Origin of the sequence: Enterobacter sp. FB (assembly GCF_000805795.1) — a bacterium.
GTDB lineage: Bacteria > Pseudomonadota > Gammaproteobacteria > Enterobacterales > Enterobacteriaceae > Enterobacter > Enterobacter roggenkampii.
Window position 1 is genome coordinate 1,067,150 of sequence record NZ_JSZC01000013.1, and the last position, 17,882, is coordinate 1,085,031.

Sequence of the window (17,882 nt, forward strand, 5' to 3'; positions counted from 1 at the left end):
AAATGTGGTCAGATTATTCTCTTGAAGTGGTCGATGCTGTTGCGCGTAACGGCAGCTTTAGCGGTGCAGCGCAGGAGCTGCACCGCGTCCCTTCGGCCATCAGCTACACGGTGCGTCAGCTTGAGGAGTGGCTGGCGGTTCCGCTGTTTGAACGGCGGCATCGCGACGTGGAATTAACGCCCGCCGGAGCATGGTTTTTGAAAGAAGGGCGTTCTGTTATCAAAAAAATGCAGATCACCCGCGAACAGTGTCAGCAGATCGCCAACGGCTGGCGGGGACATCTCGCCATCGCGGTAGATAACATCGTGAAGCCGGAACGCACCCGACAAATGATCGTGGATTTCTATCGTCATTTCTCTGACGTCGAGCTACGGGTCTCGCAGGAGGTGTTCAACGGCGTCTGGGATGCGCTGGCGGACGGCAGGGCGGAGATGGCGATTGGCGCGACGCAGGCGATCCCGGTCGGGGGACGTTACGCCTTTCGCGACATGGGTATGCTGAGCTGGAAATGCGTGGTGGCACGCGATCATCCCCTGGCGGCGATGGACGGGCCGCTGAGCGACGATACGCTGCGTAACTGGCCCTCGCTGGTGCTGGAGGATACGTCCCGTTCACTGCCCAAGCGTATCACCTGGCTTCTGGACAACCAGCGGCGGGTGGTGGCTCCTGACTGGGAATCATCGGCGACGTGCCTCAGCGCCGGGCTGTGCGTCGCGATGGTGCCCGTTCATTTTGCGCGTCCGCGCATCGATACCGGAGAATGGGTTGAACTGACGCTGGAGAATCCGTTCCCGGACGCGGCCTGCTGCCTGACCTGGCAACAAAATGATGTCTCGCCCGCCATGGCCTGGCTGCTGGATTATCTGGGAGACAGCGAAACGCTAAACCGGGAATGGTTACGGGAGCCAGCGTAGCTGGCCCCGTCAAAGGATTAACGACGGTAGTCGCGGAACGGACCATCCGCAACGGAACGGCGTTCAATCAGGCGCGGGTGAACTTCAATGGACTGCGACTCTTCGCGTTTGTTGACGATTCTGTCCAACAGCATATTGAAGGCCGTTTCGCCCAGCGAATCTTTTGGCTGGTGAATGGTTGTCAGCGCCGGGGTGAAGAAGCGCGCGTTACGCACGTTGTCATACCCGATCACGGAAATATCCTGCGGTACGCGCAGACCCAGCTCATCGGCGGCGCAGAGCGCACCCATGGCCATGATGTCACCCCCGCAGAAAACGGCGGTCGGGCGGTGCGGCTGGGAAACGATCTGCTGCATTGCGCGGTAGCCTGATTCCGGCTCAAAGTCGCCCTGCACGATCCAGTTTTCCGGCACGGTGATCAGCGCTTCTTCCATCGCTTTCATAAAACCGGCCAGACGGCCCGCGCCGGTGTTACGCTCCAGCGGACCGGGGATCACCCCGATCTCGCGGTGACCGCGTTCGATCAGGTAACGACCCGCCATGTAACCGCCTTCGAAGGCGTTGTCGATAACGGAGTCGGTGAAGTCCGCGCGCGCTTCGCCCCAGTCCATGACCACCATGGGGATATGGCGATACTCTTCGAGCATCGACAGCACGGATTCCGGGTACTCGGAACACATCACCAGCAGGCCATCCACGCGCTTCTGCGCCATCATCGACAGGTAGGCACGCTGTTTTTCTATGCTGTTCCACGCGTTGCCCAGAATCAGGGTATAGCCTTTCTGGAAGCAGTTCTTCTCTACCGCTTCAATGATCTCGGCAAAATAGGCCGCTTCACTGCTGGTGGCCAGCAATCCAATGGATTTGGTGTGATTAACCTTGAGGCTGCGCGCAACCGCACTTGGCGAATAGTGCAGCTCTTTGATCGCTGCCCAGACGGCGTTGCGCGTCTCTTCCGCCACGAAGCGGGTTTTGTTAATTACATGTGATACGGTTGTAGTGGAAACGTTTGCGCGTTTTGCTACGTCTTTAATTGTTGCCATTAAATGTCACTCCAGACCATATCCTAAACTCCTGAAAAACTTGAAGGTAAACGTTTGCCTTCTCTCACCCTTATCACGCAATCTTGAATTGCGGCACGCCGGGAAAACGACACGGGACGTCAGGAGGGGGTCAATGGCCGGTACGCTAATAAATTTAGCGTGGAATTTTGTCCTATCTTGATGAAAAGGGGAAGAGGTAAAGTGTTTATCAGCCTAAATCCAGGAAGATTTTTGACGTAAATTATGCAAAAATGAGCAGGCTCACTTTTCGTGGGGGGATTAAAAGGAGAAAAATTGATGAGTTCCGATCTGAAGTTTTCGCTGTTCACCACCGTGGTTGTGCTGGCTCTGATTGTCGCGGCGGGTCTGACGGCCGCGCTGCACTGATTTACGCGGAGGGAGAGCCTTCTCCCTCCCGCTCCCCCCGATTGTTACTCCTAAGGCAAAAATCTTTTGCCATTTTGTTAACTTCTCATTTTTTGTGATTGATGTCATGCTTTCCGCTTCTTTGTTCTGTGTCACCACATGACACGGCATCCGGAGTTGACGCATGAAAATCAATTTTCCCCTGCTGGCCCTGGCGATTGGCGCTTTTGGGATTGGCACCACTGAATTTTCCCCGATGGGGTTACTGCCCGTTATCGCCCGCGGCGTGGACGTCTCGATCCCTGCGGCCGGCATGTTAATCAGCGCCTACGCCATTGGCGTGATGGTGGGGGCGCCGCTGATGACGCTTCTTCTTTCACACCGCGCGCGCCGCAATGCGCTGATTTTCCTGATGGCGATTTTCACCCTCGGCAACGTGCTTTCGGCCATTTCGCCGGACTACACCACGTTGATGCTTTCGCGTATTCTGACCAGCCTTAACCACGGCGCGTTCTTTGGGCTGGGGTCGGTTGTGGCGGCAAGCGTGGTGCCGAAACACAAGCAGGCCAGCGCCGTGGCCACCATGTTTATGGGCCTGACCATCGCTAACATCGGCGGCGTTCCTGCGGCAACCTGGCTGGGCGAGGTCATTGGCTGGCGGATGTCCTTCCTGGCGACGGCCGGACTGGGCGTAGTCGCGATGGTGGCCTTGTTCTTCTCCCTGCCAAAAGGCAGCGCGGGTGAACGCCCTGACGTACGCAGAGAGCTGTCGGTGCTGGTGCGCCCGCAGGTGCTCTCCGCGCTGCTGACCACCGTGCTGGGGGCAGGGGCGATGTTTACCCTGTATACCTACATTTCACCGGTCCTGCATGACATCACCCACGCAACGCCTCTCTTCGTTACCGCGATGCTGGTGCTGATTGGCGTGGGCTTCTCGATTGGCAACTATCTCGGCGGGAAATTTGCCGACCGTTCCGTGAGCGGAACGCTGAAGGGCTTCTTAACCCTGCTGATTGTTATCATGATCGCCATTCCGTGGCTGGCGCGTAACGAGTTTGGTGCCGCGATCGCAATGGTCGTCTGGGGGGCTGCAACGTTCGCGGTGGTGCCACCGCTGCAGATGCGCGTGATGCGTGTCGCGCATGAAGCGCCGGGCCTCTCATCTTCGGTCAATATTGGCGCCTTTAACCTGGGCAATGCGCTCGGTGCGGCGGCCGGTGGGGCCGTGATTTCCGGTGGGCTGGGGTACAGTTTTGTGCCGGTGATGGGGGCGATTATTGCCGCGCTCGGTCTGCTGCTGGTGATGATGTCGGGTCGTAAACAGCCAGAAGCAGCCTGCGCTGCGGAATAAACCAAAAACGCAGAAGGGCGAACCCTTCTGCGTGTCTCTTACGCGGCGAAGTTCTTCGCCACAAAGTCCCAGTTAACCAGTGCCCAGAAGTGCTCCAGGTAGTTAGGGCGCGCGTTACGGTAATCGATGTAGTAAGCGTGTTCCCATACGTCCACGGTCATCAGCGGCTTCGCGCTGGTGGTCAGCGGGGTGCCTGCGTTAGAGGTAGACACGATAGCCAGTTTGCCATCCGCCTCTTTGACCAGCCACGTCCAGCCTGAACCGAAGTTCTTGATGGCGGCATCGGTGAATTTCGCTTTGAATTCCGCGAAGCTGCCAAAGGCAGCGTTGATGGCGGTAGCCAGTTCACCGGCAGGTTCGCCACCGGCATTCGGCGCCAGGCAGTGCCAGTAGAAGGTGTGGTTCCACACCTGAGCGGCGTTGTTGAATACGCCCCCCTCAGCGCTGCGGACGATCTCTTCCAGCGTTTTGCCTTCAAAATCGGTGCCCTTGATCAGGTTATTCAGGTTGGTGACGTACGTCTGGTGATGCTTGCCGTAGTGATATTCCAGGGTTTCCGCAGAAATGTGCGGGGCCAGGGCGTCTTTTGCATACGGTAGTGCAGGTAATTCGAACGACATTGCTTCTCTCCTTATTGTATTTTGTGTTGCCAATAACCACACAGACAACAAGGACAGGATAGCAAATTGAAAGGGTATGCAAAAGAGGAACTTACCCTGCCACGGGTGTGGCAGGGCAGGGGTTAGCGAATGGTTTTCGGCGTCATCACGCGACGCGCGCCGACGTAATGGCGCACCCAGTAGTCTTCACTGAGCGAGGTGATCTGAATATCCTGGCCGCTACGCGGTGACTGGATGAATTTTCCGTTGCCGACATAGACGCCAACGTGGTCAGCCGTCCCGCGGCCCTGCGTGCGGAAGAAGACCAGATCGCCGTTCTCCAACTCTCCACGGTTGACCGGGGAAGCATCGCGCAGGTGGTACATCTCGTTGGCGGTACGCGGAATGCGGAACTTGACCAGATCTTTATAGGCGTAATAGACGAGGCCGCTGCAGTCAAAACCGGTACGCGGTGAAGTCCCGCCCCAGTGATACGGTTTGCCGATCTGCCCCATCAGCTTGTTCATTGCGGTTTTTTGCGCTTTCTGGACGCGCACTTTATGCACTTCCGCTATTTTTGTGACCTTGGTGCATTTCGCCTTATGGCCTTTACGCGCGATGCATTTTTCAGTCACGAGGTTAGCGGCGGTTTGCGAAGCTTTACTTTTGGCGGTGTGGGCAGTGCGGGAAGAGGTGGTTTTCGTCTTGCTGGAAGCGGTTTTTTTAGTCTGTGTGGTTGTCTTTTTCTTGTCGTTCTTAGCGGTGGTTTTTTTCTTACGTTCTGTGGCTTTCACCAGATGGTTTTTTTGTACAGCAGAATGCCGCGCCTGCTGAGAGGCGTTTGCCACTGGCGTGAAGGTGAGTGAAGTAAACAGTAAAGCACAGAGCGTGATCGAGATTTTATTTATCCGCGCCACTGGGCAGTCCCCTGATAAATGCAGGTCATCAATAATACCCGCGTGTGATTTACAAAGCCCGTCGATTCTAATCCATAAAAAGCCAGAAAGTTAATAGCATTTTTCAATCTACGATCCTGTTTCGTTAGCAAGTGCAAAAAAATTCATCGTTCTGTCGTACATTTGCCCATTCCATAAGCAAAACCCTGACTGACGCAGGGGTAAACACCATTTGCAATGCAACTTTTCATCACTCGGAGTAGAATGTCTATACGTGACAAAAATGTTATTTTCCGATGCCAGTCTGAACCGCTACAATGTCAGACGAATGCCGTAACAGAAGTTAAAGGAAGCAAGACATGAGCACCACTATTGAAAAAATCCAGCGCCAGATCGCTGAAAACCCGATTCTGCTGTATATGAAAGGTTCTCCAAAGCTGCCAAGCTGCGGCTTCTCCGCGCAAGCGGTTCAGGCGCTGTCTGCCTGTGGTGAGCGTTTTGCTTACGTTGATATCCTGCAGAACCCGGACATCCGCGCTGAGCTGCCTAAGTACGCGAACTGGCCTACCTTCCCACAGCTGTGGGTAGACGGTGAACTGGTTGGCGGCTGCGATATCCTGATTGAAATGTATCAGCGCGGCGAACTGCAGCAGCTGATCAAAGAAACCGCGGCGAAGTACAAAACGGAAGAGCCGGACGCAGAGTAATTTTCTGCGGAAATAAAAAAGCGACCTGCTATGTGGTCGCTTTTTTTTTGTCGGGTGGCGCTGCGCTTACCCGACCTACGATTGGCGCTCGGCCTCATCATCCATCGGCAGCGGCCAGCCGCCCAGACGCTTCCAGCGGTTGACGATCTCACAGAACAGCTCTGCGGTACGCTCCGTGTCATACAGCGCGGAGTGCGCCTGCGTGCCGTCAAACGGAATGCCAGCCGTAATACAGGCCTTTGATAACACCGTTTGTCCCAGCGCCAGGCCGCTCAGCGCGGCGGTATCGAAGGTCACAAACGGGTGGAAGGGGTTGCGCTTGAGCGCGGCCCGCTCGGCGGCGGCCATGGTAAAGCTGTGATCGAAGGTGGCGTTATGAGCCACCATAATGGCGCGGCTGCAGTTGCTCTCCTTCATGCCTTTGCGCACCATTTTAAAAATGGCGTGCAGCGCATCATATTCACTGACGGCACCGCGCAACGGGTTATGCGGATCGATACCGTTAAACGCCAGCGCTTCCGGCTGTAAGTTTGCCCCTTCGAAAGGTTCAACGTGGAAATGCAGCGTGGTGTCCGATGTAAGCCAGCCCTGTTCATCCATCTTCAGCGTGATGGCGGCAATTTCGAGCAGCGCATCGGTTTTAGCGTTAAATCCGGCTGTTTCTACATCAATGACAACGGGATAAAAACCACGAAAACGGTCGCACAGACCGCTAAATTGAGCGTTATCGGACATCAGGGTCTCTTACATGGGGAAAAAGCAGAGCGCATTATGGCAAATTTTGCGGGGTGATGCAGTAAAACTACGGGCGCACGTTGCGCCCTGAGGGATCAATTGCCCAGACCGCGACCGGCGTCTTTGGCTTCAATCAGCTCGATTTTGTAACCGTCCGGATCTTCCACAAACGCAATCACGGTGGTGCCGCCTTTTACCGGGCCCGCTTCGCGCGTAACGTTACCGCCATTTTTGCGAATGCGTTCGCACGCGTCGGCTGCGTTGTCCACTTCCAGCGCGATATGGCCGTAGGCCGTGCCCAGCTCATAGCTGTCAACGCCCCAGTTGTAGGTCAGCTCGATCACCGCTTCATCCGTTTCCGGGCCGTAACCCACGAATGCCAGCGAGTATTTGTATTCCGGGTTTTCGCTGGTGCGCAGCAGCTTCATGCCCAGGACGTTAGTGTAGAAATCGATTGAACGTTGCAGGTCGCCAACGCGCAGCATGGTGTGAAGTAGGCGCATAATTTCCTCATTAACCAATGGAATAAAAAAGCTTTTTGAACAGAAACGATGTTTTAGTATAGCGGCGAAGTGTCGCCGCTATCAATGAACAATGGCGAGATTACAGAGAAGGGTAGTCGGTGTAGCCTTCCGCGCCGCCGCCGTAAAAGCTTTCCGGACGCTGCGGGTTCAGCGCCGCTTTTTTCTGCAGACGGGCAACCAGATCCGGGTTGGCGATGTAGTCGCGGCCAAACGCGACGGCATCAATCAGCCCTTTGCCGATCAGGTCTTCGGCTTTCTCTGGGGTATAGGCGCCTGCACCGATGATCACGCCGTGGAAGCGCTCGCGCACTTTCTGGCGGAAGGCTTCAGTGTAAGGCTTACCGCCAGCCCAGTCAGGCTCGGACATGTGCAGATAGGCAATACCGCGTTTGGCCAGCTCTTCAATCAGATAGAGCGCGTCCGCTTCCTCGTTCGGGCCGTTGTCTACGTTCTGGAAAGACCCGATTGGGGAGACGCGGATCCCGATACGGTCCGGGCTCCACTCCTTGCATACCGCATCCACCACTTCCAGCACCAGACGGGCGCGGTTTTCGACGCTGCCGCCGTACTGATCGGTGCGATGGTTTGACGACGGTGACAGGAACTGGTGCAGCAGATAGCCATGCGCGGAGTGCAGCTCAATCAGGTCAAAACCGGCTTCACGGGCGTTGGCCACGGCCTGACGGAAGTCGTTAACAATCCCCGGAATTTCGTCCAGCTCCAGCGCGCGCGGCATAGAGGTATCCACGCGGATCGCGTTGCCGTTTTCATCGCGCAGGGACGTACGGGTATTGGCGCTCAGGGCCGACGCGGAGACCGGTGCCTGACCGCCAGGCTGGATGCTGCTGTGTGAGATACGACCGGTGTGCCACAGCTGAACTGCAATACGACCCTCTTCAGCGTGAACGCCCGCGGTGATTTTCTGCCATGCCGCGATCTGTTCCGGGCTGTGAAGGCCCGGCGCACCGGCGTAACCCTTCGCCTGAGCAGAGATCTGCGTGGCTTCCGTGATGATGAGGCCAGAGCTTGCGCGTTGACGGTAGTATTCGCCCATCAGCGGGGTTGGGATGTCACCCGGCTCAATGCTGCGCAGACGGGTCAGCGGAGCCATGAACACGCGGTTTGGCGCCGTGACGGCACCCACTTTCAATGGGGTAAACAGTTTTTCAGCTGACATAAAGACTCCTGAGTAGACCAGTCGACTAGTAATAAGATAAATAAAAAGCGCCCGTTATACGCCAGGCGCAGTAATGCTGTTTTTCACATGTGACAGCGCGCTTTCCAGCGGCAAGGCACTGCGCGAAATTTTTGCCTGCAGGTTGGCCCCTAACCACAGGGAATAGAGCACCTGAGACTGCATTAAGGGGTCGCCGGTAAAGGCCAGCGTTTTTTCGTCGCGGCCTTTTTCCAGCGCCTGGGCCAGCAGGGCGATCACGCCGCGGGCACCCTTATCCATCGCCGAGCGCATATCTTCGGAAAGATCGCACACCTCGGCAGACAGCTTGACCGTCAGGCATCCGCTGATAATGCCCTGCTGACAGAACTGGTTCAGCGTTTCCTGATAGTAGTTCAGAACACGATCCCGATAGTTTCCTTCACCCGACGCAAAGTGGGTCGCCAGACGCTGGTGGTAGCCCGCGTAATGACGCTCCAGCATTGCCACGCCAAAGGCTTCTTTGGACCGGAAGTAGTGATAAAACGACCCCTTCGGTACCTCAGCGGTTTTTAATAACTCGCTCAACCCCATACCGGTAAACCCGCGATGCATGCAAAGACGCTCGCCGGTTGCCAGGAGATGTTCGCGGGTATCGTGTTCAGTATTTCTGCTCATGGCCGCACTCTAATAGACCGTTCGGTCTAATGCAAGCGAGTTTATTGCCGACATGCGTTCAGAATATCCAGCTGCTGTTGATAAACCGTTGATTTCACGTCCATCATACCCAGTACGGTCGAGAACAAATTGTCCTGGGAAACCGCATTTTTTGCAGCGTGGTCGCGTAAACACTGTTCATTGATGCCAAAGTTTTTCGCGTAGTCCGGTGACAGCCAGAACATAAACGGAATGTGCGTTTGCTGCTCCGGTGCCAGCATGTACGGCGTACCGTGCAGATAAATGCCGCTTTCACCCAGTGACTCACCGTGATCCGAGAGATAAATCAGGGCGGTGTTCATGCTTGCCTGGCGCGCTTTCAGCGCATCAATGGTTTTGCTGACCATGCTGTCGGTATACAGGATGGTGTTGTCATAGGTATTCATCAGCGCCTGATGGTCGCAATCCTGAATTTCATTGGTGTCACAGGTTGGGGTGAATTTCCGGAAATTGTCCGGGTAACGGCGATAGTATGCCGGACCGTGGCTCCCCATCAGGTGGATAACCAGCACCGTGTCCTGCTTCAGACCATCCAGCACGTTGTCCAGACGGTAGAAATTCACATCATCAATACAGGATTTGTCTTTGCAGAACTGATCCAGATTCCACTGCGTCATATCGGTATGCGGTACGCGATCGCAGGCGCCTTTACAGCCGCCGTCGTTGTCGCGCCACAGCAGGTTGATCCCCGCATGCTTCAGCACATCGAGCAGACCTTCCTGATGGTGAGCCAGGTCGGCATCGTATTTGCTGCGCGTCATGCCCGAGAACATGCACGGAACGGAAACGGCGGTTTCGGTGCCGCAAGAGGAGGCCTGCGGGAAGTTAATCACATCCTGCTTTTTCAGCTCCGGGTTCGTTTCACGATCGTAACCATTCAGGGAGTAGTTCGCCGCGCGAGAGGCTTCCCCAACGACCAGCACCAGAACGGTTTTCTTTTGCTGGCCGGTAATCAACGGTCCTTTATGGGCATCTTCGCCAATCCGCACCAGCGTTTGATCGCCGGCAAACCAGCGCATTTTGCTGTACTTCACCACGGCGCTGACATAGTTGGCCGGGGTCACCATTTTGACGATGCTTTTGTTGTTGCGAAACAGCGACGCGTAATCTTTATAAAACAGCGCCGCAATCAGGATAATCACCAGCAGGGCACCGAGCATCGCGGCGACGCGCGTCAGCAGGGCATACCACCATTTCCCGGTACGAATGCGGGTCAACGCCAGCACCACGGAGGGAACGAGGCCTGCGATAACAATCCACAGAATCATCTGCGGGGTCACCAGGGCTGTCGCTTCCTGAGAGTTGGTTTCGAACACGTTCACAATCATATTCTGATCGATCACCGCGCCGTAGGTGTACATAAAGTAGGTGGCCGCGGCGCATCCGACCGTTAAGACGATCAGCAGCGGCTTACGGATATAGGGGATATTCAGCAGGCTAAAGACAATCACCCAGCCGCAAAACAGCACCAGCGGTACGGACGCGGCAAAGAGGATGTCGTGCAGGTGCGCAGGGGCAATAATGGCCCAGCTGCGCTGGATAAACAGCCCATTAATCAACGTAAAAAAGAGTGCACAGCCCAGAGTAAATTTAATGTCGTTACATTGTAACTTTTTGATTAACCACATCGATCGGTAAACCTGTCATTGTCATGATGGGCCGAGTATAAAGAAGGAAGATTAGTGAAACCTTAATGCCACAAATCTGTGGTATGGGCCTTGCACGTGGCGCGTTTAGCGTCTTCACTGTAGGTGAGAGTGGTTATCCGGAGGTGAGTGTGGCAGAGCAGCTGGAGTTTTTCCCCATCCAGAGCCCGTGCCGGGGGATTTGTCAGGTAGATGAACGCGGATATTGCCGCGGGTGCATGCGTACCCGCGACGAGCGTTTTAACTGGCAAAACTTTAGCGACACGCAAAAGCAGGAGGTGTTACGCCTCTGCCGTCAGCGTCTTCTGCGCAAAATACGCGCAAACAAAGCCGGTGAGACCGAAGAACCCCAGCAACCTTCACTTTTTTAACACGGTAATTGCGTATACTCATGACATCACGTCCTTGAGGAAAATGTTATGGTTCAGCGAATTACCCTTGCCCCCCAGGGGCCAGAATTCTCCCGTTTTGTGATGGGCTACTGGCGCCTGATGGACTGGAATATGTCCCCCCTCCAGCTGGCGAGCTTTATTGAAGAGCATATCGATCTGGGCGTTACCACGGTCGACCATGCGGATATTTACGGTGGCTATCAGTGTGAAGCCGCATTCGGCGAGGCGCTCAAGCTGGTTCCGGCACTCCGCGACCGCATGGAGATCGTCACGAAGTGCGGGATTGCCACCACGGCAAAACCGGAACACGCCCTTGGGCATTACATCACCGACAGCGCGCATATCATCAAGAGCGCTGAGCAGTCGCTGGTCAATCTGGCGACCGACCGTATCGACCTGCTGTTAATCCATCGTCCGGACCCGCTCATGGATGCCGATGAGGTGGCAGAAGCCTTCCTGAACCTGCATCAGAGCGGCAAAGTGCGTCACTTTGGCGTTTCCAACTTTACCCCGGCGCAGTTTGCGCTGCTTCAGTCTCGTCTGCCGTTTACCCTGGCCACCAACCAGGTGGAGATCTCCCCGGTACACCAGCCGCTGCTGCTGGACGGTACGCTTGACCAGCTGCAGCAGCTGCGCATTCGCCCGATGGCCTGGTCATGCCTGGGAGGCGGACGCCTGCTCAATGATGATGAATTCCAGCCGCTGCGTAACGAGCTGGACACCATCGCCCGCGAGCTGAACGCGGAGAGCATCGAACAGGTGGTTTACGCCTGGATCCTGCGTCTGCCGTCAAAACCGCTGCCGATTATTGGTTCTGGCAAAATTGAACGCGTGCGTTCTGCACTGGCCGCTGAAGAGCTGCAGATGACCCGCCAGCAGTGGTTCCGCATCCGCAAGGCTGCGCTGGGTTACGACGTGCCATAAACCGCCAGAAGATGACTTTCCGGTGAAATCTTTGCCCCTGGTATACACTTAAGGGGCAAAAAATAACCAGCGGAGGTCATATGAAGCGTTTTGCTCTGGCAATGGTCGCGCTGGTTGTTTGCGCAGGGGCGCAGGCAGCCAGCGACGAAGTGGAAATGAATCTCGTCACCTCTCAGGGTGTGGGTCAGTCCATCGGTACGGTGAAAATCACGGAAACCGATAAAGGACTGGAGTTCGCCCCGAATCTTAAAGCACTCCCTCCCGGTGAGCATGGTTTTCATGTTCACGCCAAAGGAAGCTGTCAGCCCGCGTTAAAAGAGGGGAAACCGTCGGCTGCGGAAGCGGCAGGCGGTCACCTTGACCCGCAGCACTCCGGCAAGCATGAGGGCCCCGAAGGCATGGGACATCTGGGCGATCTGCCCGTGCTGGTGGTCAATAACGACGGTAAAGCCACCGATCCCGTTGTCGCGCCGCGTCTGAAAAAGCTGGATGAGGTGAAAGGCAAAGCGCTGATGATCCACGTCGGCGGCGACAATATGTCCGATCAGCCTAAACCGCTTGGCGGCGGCGGGGCGCGTTATGCCTGCGGCGTGATCTGATCCCCAATCGTACCCGGCGGTGGTGCCTGTTCCAGCTGCGACAGCGAGCAGTGCAGCCGCCAGATTATCGAGGCCAAATCGCGGGCGGCGGGGAGATGATGTCGTGCAAGCGTATCGCAGATCCGCTGCAGTTCATTCAGCGTGGCTTCCAGCGGCCGCTGCTGGACCCCGCGTTCGCTCATGACATCGCGCAGCAGGGAGATGCAAACGTCACGCACCTGCGACAGCGGGTCGGAACGCGTTTCCCACCCGCGAAGCTGCCAGACCACGTGCGAGCAGTTCAGCAGCACCACGCCCCAGCGCAGCAGCCAGCGCCGGGAAAGCGCGTCCTGGCTGTTATTGAGCTGGCTGACGTGATGATAAACCAGCGATTCATATTCACTCTCACGAAGATGCGGTTTGCGGCTGAGCTGATCGACAAACCCCCGGCGTAACTCCCGGATATGCCTGCGGCTTTTGCGGGCATCGGAGCCGGGACGCAGCACCGCGAAGGCCAGCCACGCCAGCCCCACGCCAAGGATCTTTGCGAGGTTGTCATTGAGAAAATCGGCGTAATCGTACACCGGTGGATTCGTCACGGAGATAAACGAGCCCATAAAGACAATCAGCTGTCCCCAAAGGCCCGCCAGCTTCGGCATCTGCAGCTTGAGTAGCTGCATGGTGGTCAACAGCGGAAAGAGGAACAGCAGGAACTGCCAGAGATCGCTTATCTGCACCATCAGGCCAAACTTCACCACGAAACTGAACAGCGACAGCAGCACCAGGGTGCGCAGCAGGAGCGTCAGCGAGTTAAACGGCGAGGCCGCGACGGAGTAAAGCACGCAGCTGATGGCGGCGAGCGTCAGGGCCGCCGTACCGGACTCCCACTGCGTGGTGATACTCCACGCGCCTACCAGCATCAGCGCGCAAAAGGTGCGAAAACCGCTCCACAGCGCCTCCAGGTAGTCAGTATGGCGGGCGAGAGCCGGGCTCCCGGGAACGTTGAACTCCGTAACCGGGGTGGCGTTCTCTACCGCGTTAATCCAGCGGCTGCTGCGCAGGTAGAGGCGGCAAAAGTAATTCAACCGCTGCCAGAAGGCGCGATGGCGATAATCATATTCATCCACCGGGGCGAGCGGGGCGATTATTCGCGCGACCGTGTAGATGTCTGCATCCGGGCGCGCAAGGGTCGCGAGCAGCGTTTCAATCACCGCGCGCGTGTTTTCCGGCGGCGTCGGCCAGTTGAGCAGCATCCGGCGCAGGCTGGAAATGGCGCTGGTCATGCGCAGCTGCTGGTGCAGTAAATAATTAAGCAGGGTGTTCTGACGGCGAAAGCGGTAGTGGCTCCAGAACGCCTGAATACGCAGCAGATTCATTGTCAGGATCTGTCCTATCACCTTTTCATGGGCGAGACGGATCTCATCGCTGGTATCCGGTTGCCACAGCAGGCTCGCGTGTTCAAGCAACCGGGTGTGCATGGTTTTAAGGGCGGTGATGAGTGCGGTGCCGTCGGAAGTGCTGGGGAGGATCATCATCATAAATCCGCCGCAGAGGATCCCGACAATCACTTCGCAGACGCGCGCCTGTGCAATATCCCACAGCTCGGTGGTATCGAGCACATTCACCACCGGGAAGGCAATAATGGCGGCGGTATAGCCCGCCAGCTGGAAAGCGTAGGCGACGTTGTTGGTGAAATGGGCGCAGGCCCAGGTACAGCATCCCAGCCATGCCGCCATGCTCAGCAGGAACAGCCATGGGTCGTTCAGCGTGTGGCCGGCGATAATTAACGCCGCCGTGGCACCCAGCAGGCTGCCGGCGATACGCCCAAGGCTTTTACTGATCACCCCACCAACGGTGGGAAAACTCACCACTGCGGCAGAGGTCATCGCCCAGTAGGGCTCATCCAGGTTCAGGTAATAGGCGACGGTCAGCGCCAGACACATGGCAATGCCGTTACGCAGCGCGTAGCGCCACTGAGGACGCGTCGCTTTCATCCACGGCGAGTTTTGCCAGGAGAGCGCCTGCAGCTTCATTAAGGGGTTCCGATGGAGACAGTGCAGGTGGTGCCGGATACCAGCGTGATGCCCTGCGGTAAATGGTCAAACTCCACGCGAACAGGCACGCGTTGAGCGAGACGCACCCAGGGGACGTTCGGCTTGATATCCGGCACCAGGCCGGAATCTGTTTCAACGCTTTGATCGTAAATGGCGCGACCAATGCTGGAGACGTGACCCTGTAACCTTTGCGAGCCGCTGTACAGCGTAATCGCTGCTGGCGATCCCTCGCGAATATGCCGAAGCTTGGTCTCTTCGAAGTAGCCCACTACGTAGAAGGAGTGGCTGTCGACCAGAGCGAAAACGGGCTGTCCCGTGGTGGCATAGTTACCCACGCGGGCGGAAAGGTTGGTCACCCATCCATCGACAGGGGCGGTAATCACGGTTTGGGTTAGCTCCCACTGCGCCTGCTTCAGCGTCGCCTCAGCCACGTTGACGCTCGCCTGCATCGCCTTAACGTTGAGGTTGGCGGTGTCTAAATCTTCCGCGGAGATGTAGTTTTGCGACAGGTGACGGCGGCGGTTGGCCTCGTTGTTGGCCTTTGCCAGATCAGACTGGGCTTTTGCCAGCTGCGCCTGGGCATTCAGAATCGCGATATGGTACGGCGTGTCGTCGATTCGGAATAAAACCTCTCCCTTTTTAACGTACTGGTTATCCTTAACCAGCAGCGACGTAATGCTTCCCGATACCTGCGGGGTAATGCTGACCTGCTCAGCGCGAATCTTACCGTCACGCGTCCAGGGTGACTGCATGTAATAATTCCAGAGCCACCATCCGGCGACCAGCGCAAGGACCAGAACAAACAGGGTGGAAAAGTACTTCAGCGTTTTCAGGGGCATAGTCACCACACGATCAGAACAGCAAGGCCCAGGCACACGGAGAGGGCAAACAGGGAGAGATCCATCAGCATGGGATGCCAGATTTCGCCGGAGTACATCCAGTCGCGAAGCAGGCGATGCGCGATGAGCCAAAGAATAAAGCCCACCAGCACGGCTTTAAACAGAGGGGGAAAGTAGACTGACGCACCGAAGATCAGGTCCTGGAGGGGTAAACCCTCTGAGCGATGAAAAAAGGTCACGAGCAGAGATCCTTTGCAGTGAACAGAATGCCGTGTTGGCTTGTCTGAGTATAAAGAAGCATCACAATTCAGTGTAAGTCATACTTTTGAGTTAGATGAATGCAGTATTGCATTTGTTTTGCCATTACAAATGCTGCACACTATTCTAAATCAGTATAATAACTTAGCAAGCTAATTATAAGGAGATGAAATTGGAATCGCCATTAGGTTCTGATCTGGCAAGGTTGGTACGCGTCTGGCGTGCTCTGATTGACCATCGCCTGAAACCTCTGGAATTGACGCAGACGCATTGGGTCACGCTGCACAACATTCATCAGCTGCCGCCCGACCAGTCGCAAATTCAACTGGCAAAAGCGATAGGCATTGAGCAACCGTCACTGGTGCGCACGCTTGACCAGCTGGAAGAGAAGGGGCTGATCTCCCGACAAACCTGCGCCAGCGATCGTCGCGCCAAGCGGATAAAACTCACTGAGAAAGCGGCGCCTATCATTACTGAAATGGAAGCTGTGATTACCAAAACGCGCGGTGAAATCCTTTCAGGCGTTTCACCGGCGGAGCTGGAAATGCTCATTAGCCTCATTGCTCGCCTTGAGCAAAACATCCATGAGCTACAGTCTCGCGACTGATCAACACTAAGGCCTTGCAGCAGCAAGGCCTTTTTTTACTTAAAGACCACCACTCGATTACGGCCTGTCTCCTTCGCTTCATACATCGCCTTGTCGGCACTCTCCACGCACGCTTCTGCGGTCACGGACGATGACGTCGCCGTAAATACTCCCATGCTGATGGTAATCGGCTCAGGTAGCTGCCCTCCGCTGCTGGTTTTATCAAAGCTGCTTAGCTTCAACCGAATACGTTCCGCCACTTGGTGGGCTGCATCTGAAGAGGTGTTGGCCAGCATCAGCACAAACTCCTCACCGCCGATTCGAGCCGCGATGTCCTGCGGGCGTACGGAATCCATCAGCAGATTGGCGACAAACTGTAAGACTTTGTCTCCCTGAAGGTGGCCATAGTTATCGTTGATACGCTTGAAGCGGTCGAGATCGCTGACGATAACCGAAACTGGGCGGCTGGGTTTCGCCATGTCCAGCGCCTGGTTTAACGATTCATAAAAATAGCTACGGTTATACAGGCGCGTAAGCGGATCGCGAATCGAATTTTGATATGACTGCTGATATTTTAAATGGGAATCACGGTACAGCATGAAGACGTCGTAGAGCAGTACAAAAATAATCATCAGCGTAGCGACGGTTTCAAATAGCCGGGCGCGATACCACGATATATCTTCAGCATGTCCGCCTACTAACAGCATGGCGAGCGTGACGATATAGCAAACGCACAGGAAATTTCCGCCTACCCAGAATAAATTGCGCACGCGCGTGACAAACATCAGCGTTACTAATGAAACCACCCAGAAGACAATTAAAGAAATATTTATGCATTGGCTCCAGAGCACCATAAACTGACGGGTTTCGTTATCAACCAGGTCAATGGATAACAAGGGCGAGTGACTGGAATATATCCAGGCCAGTCCCACAACGCAGGCGGTAAAGAGAAACGCCCCGCTCACAATTGAGATATGCGCCAACCGTGAAAAGGGGTAATCGCGCGTAGGATAGAGTATTGCCGCAACGATGAACAACACCGCCATTAAAAAGTGGCGGAACATAAAGTAGATCATCGCATCGTTGTAGTTCACGACGTTGAACTGATAGAGGTTCAGCCACGCTGGAAAGCTGGACAGCGTTCCGACCATCAACAGTGCCGAACCGGCAAAGGCAAAGGCGATCGCAATCAGATAGAGCCGCCGCTTATCACACCAGTATTTCATTGCCATAAAGCAGGCAATAAACAGGTGAAACACGAGTAAAAAAATGGTGAGCGTAGGGAACAAAAGAGGCGAGAAGGAGGGAACCCATTCAACCACTTTTGAAAAGAGAGCTTGTAATATTCCGATGACGACAAGGCAACCGAAACAGAACGAGATATAACGACCTTTTAGACAACGACTATTCGCAAGCATATAAGTTTTTACAAAATGAGAAATAAATTATGAAGAGGTAATTGCGAAGAGTCTAAGCAAGTAATGCAATAAATACTTTGCGCGGAGACAATATACGATGAGATTAAATATTTGTGTGGTGAATATATTTTGTAAAAATATTCGTATAAGTGATGTATATTGTAAATGGATGTGGCCCAATG

General features: G+C 55.4%; 20 protein-coding genes. 8 read left to right on the plus strand and 12 right to left on the minus strand.

The genetic code is table 11. The features are described from left to right. The first annotated feature begins 2 nt into the window (after window positions 1–2). Window positions 3–914, plus strand: coding sequence for a DNA-binding transcriptional activator PunR (punR, locus tag PI91_RS12000; protein ID WP_039266192.1), 912 nt, complete (start codon window positions 3–5; stop codon window positions 912–914). A gap of 17 nt (window positions 915–931) precedes the next feature. On the opposite strand, the gene purR is transcribed toward punR, so the two are convergent. After that, window positions 932–1,957, minus strand: a complete 1,026-nt coding sequence (gene purR / locus PI91_RS12005; protein ID WP_008500597.1) for an HTH-type transcriptional repressor PurR — start codon at window positions 1,955–1,957, stop codon at window positions 932–934. A 297-nt stretch (window positions 1,958–2,254) separates the two neighbouring features. Here purR and PI91_RS25700 point away from each other — a divergent pair, with 297 nt between their 5' ends. Both PI91_RS25700 and PI91_RS12015 read left to right on the plus strand, forming a co-directional pair. Beyond that, window positions 2,255–2,344, plus strand: a complete 90-nt coding sequence (locus PI91_RS25700) for a YnhF family membrane protein (RefSeq protein ID WP_008500596.1) — start codon at window positions 2,255–2,257, stop codon at window positions 2,342–2,344. A 163-nt stretch (window positions 2,345–2,507) separates the two neighbouring features. Beyond that, window positions 2,508–3,674: an MFS transporter gene (locus PI91_RS12015; protein ID WP_039266193.1), complete on the plus strand. Its 1,167-nt coding sequence runs from the start codon at window positions 2,508–2,510 to the stop codon at window positions 3,672–3,674. A 38-nt stretch (window positions 3,675–3,712) separates the two neighbouring features. Here PI91_RS12015 and sodB read toward each other — a convergent pair whose 3' ends face one another. Both sodB and PI91_RS12025 read right to left on the minus strand, forming a co-directional pair. Beyond that, window positions 3,713–4,294 (minus strand): superoxide dismutase [Fe], encoded by a 582-nt coding sequence (sodB, locus tag PI91_RS12020; protein ID WP_039266194.1) that lies wholly within the window; start codon window positions 4,292–4,294, stop codon window positions 3,713–3,715. 122 nt (window positions 4,295–4,416) lie between these two features. After that, a complete protein-coding gene (locus tag PI91_RS12025; RefSeq protein WP_021241128.1) occupies window positions 4,417–5,190 on the minus strand; it encodes a C40 family peptidase in 774 nt (257 codons plus the stop codon). 338 nt (window positions 5,191–5,528) lie between these two features. Between PI91_RS12025 and grxD the strand changes: the two genes are divergently transcribed. Further along, window positions 5,529–5,876: a monothiol glutaredoxin 4 gene (gene grxD / locus PI91_RS12030; protein ID WP_003832760.1), complete on the plus strand. Its 348-nt coding sequence runs from the start codon at window positions 5,529–5,531 to the stop codon at window positions 5,874–5,876. A gap of 75 nt (window positions 5,877–5,951) precedes the next feature. Here the strand turns inward: grxD and rnt are convergent, their stop codons facing one another. From rnt to eptA, 5 genes are all read right to left on the minus strand, one after another. Then, window positions 5,952–6,611, minus strand: a complete 660-nt coding sequence (gene rnt / locus PI91_RS12035) for a ribonuclease T (RefSeq protein WP_039266195.1) — start codon at window positions 6,609–6,611, stop codon at window positions 5,952–5,954. 95 nt (window positions 6,612–6,706) lie between these two features. Next, a complete protein-coding gene (gene gloA, locus PI91_RS12040; RefSeq protein ID WP_008500591.1) occupies window positions 6,707–7,114 on the minus strand; it encodes a lactoylglutathione lyase in 408 nt (135 codons plus the stop codon). A 100-nt stretch (window positions 7,115–7,214) separates the two neighbouring features. Continuing rightward, entirely contained in the window at window positions 7,215–8,312 is a 1,098-nt protein-coding gene (locus PI91_RS12045; RefSeq protein WP_008500590.1) for an alkene reductase, read from the minus strand. A 54-nt stretch (window positions 8,313–8,366) separates the two neighbouring features. After that, window positions 8,367–8,966 carry a TetR/AcrR family transcriptional regulator gene (locus PI91_RS12050; protein ID WP_039266196.1) on the minus strand — a complete coding sequence of 200 codons (600 nt, stop codon included), beginning with the start codon at window positions 8,964–8,966 and terminating at the stop codon, window positions 8,367–8,369. Window positions 8,967–9,007: 41 nt separating this feature from the next. Further along, a complete protein-coding gene (gene eptA / locus PI91_RS12055) occupies window positions 9,008–10,633 on the minus strand; it encodes a phosphoethanolamine transferase EptA (RefSeq protein WP_039266197.1) in 1,626 nt (541 codons plus the stop codon). Window positions 10,634–10,782: 149 nt separating this feature from the next. On the opposite strand from eptA, the gene PI91_RS12060 reads away from it, so the two are divergent. From PI91_RS12060 to sodC, 3 genes are all read left to right on the plus strand, one after another. Continuing rightward, window positions 10,783–11,022 carry a DUF1289 domain-containing protein gene (locus PI91_RS12060; protein ID WP_008500587.1) on the plus strand — a complete coding sequence of 80 codons (240 nt, stop codon included), beginning with the start codon at window positions 10,783–10,785 and terminating at the stop codon, window positions 11,020–11,022. A 48-nt stretch (window positions 11,023–11,070) separates the two neighbouring features. Then, window positions 11,071–11,967 (plus strand): aldo/keto reductase family oxidoreductase, encoded by an 897-nt coding sequence (locus PI91_RS12065; RefSeq protein ID WP_039266198.1) that lies wholly within the window; start codon window positions 11,071–11,073, stop codon window positions 11,965–11,967. Between the two features lie 80 nt (window positions 11,968–12,047). Continuing rightward, window positions 12,048–12,566: a superoxide dismutase [Cu-Zn] SodC gene (sodC, locus tag PI91_RS12070; protein WP_008500584.1), complete on the plus strand. Its 519-nt coding sequence runs from the start codon at window positions 12,048–12,050 to the stop codon at window positions 12,564–12,566. Here the strand turns inward: sodC and PI91_RS12075 are convergent. Genes PI91_RS12075 through PI91_RS12085 form a run of 3 tightly spaced genes read right to left on the minus strand, consistent with a single transcriptional unit; the run spans window position 12,545 to window position 15,677 of the window. Continuing rightward, a complete protein-coding gene (locus PI91_RS12075; RefSeq protein ID WP_023292628.1) occupies window positions 12,545–14,578 on the minus strand; it encodes an FUSC family protein in 2,034 nt (677 codons plus the stop codon). The two genes, sodC and PI91_RS12075, sit on opposite strands and share 22 nt — an antisense overlap. Continuing rightward, on the minus strand, window positions 14,578–15,438 hold the full coding sequence (locus tag PI91_RS12080; protein WP_023292627.1) for an HlyD family secretion protein: 861 nt from the start codon (window positions 15,436–15,438) through the stop codon (window positions 14,578–14,580). The genes PI91_RS12075 and PI91_RS12080 overlap by 1 nt, the downstream gene beginning before the upstream one ends. Window positions 15,439–15,440: 2 nt before the next feature. Further along, the gene (locus tag PI91_RS12085; protein ID WP_039266199.1) at window positions 15,441–15,677 is read right to left on the minus strand and encodes a DUF1656 domain-containing protein; all 237 of its coding nucleotides are present in this window, start codon (window positions 15,675–15,677) and stop codon (window positions 15,441–15,443) included. 185 nt (window positions 15,678–15,862) lie between these two features. Between PI91_RS12085 and slyA the strand changes: the two genes are divergently transcribed. After that, complete coding sequence (slyA, locus tag PI91_RS12090) at window positions 15,863–16,303, plus strand: transcriptional regulator SlyA (RefSeq protein WP_021241135.1); 441 nt, start codon at window positions 15,863–15,865, stop codon at window positions 16,301–16,303. A 35-nt stretch (window positions 16,304–16,338) separates the two neighbouring features. Here the strand turns inward: slyA and PI91_RS12095 are convergent, their stop codons facing one another. Beyond that, the gene (locus PI91_RS12095; RefSeq protein WP_039266200.1) at window positions 16,339–17,700 is read right to left on the minus strand and encodes a GGDEF domain-containing protein; all 1,362 of its coding nucleotides are present in this window, start codon (window positions 17,698–17,700) and stop codon (window positions 16,339–16,341) included. Between the last annotated feature and the right edge of the window lie 182 nt (window positions 17,701–17,882).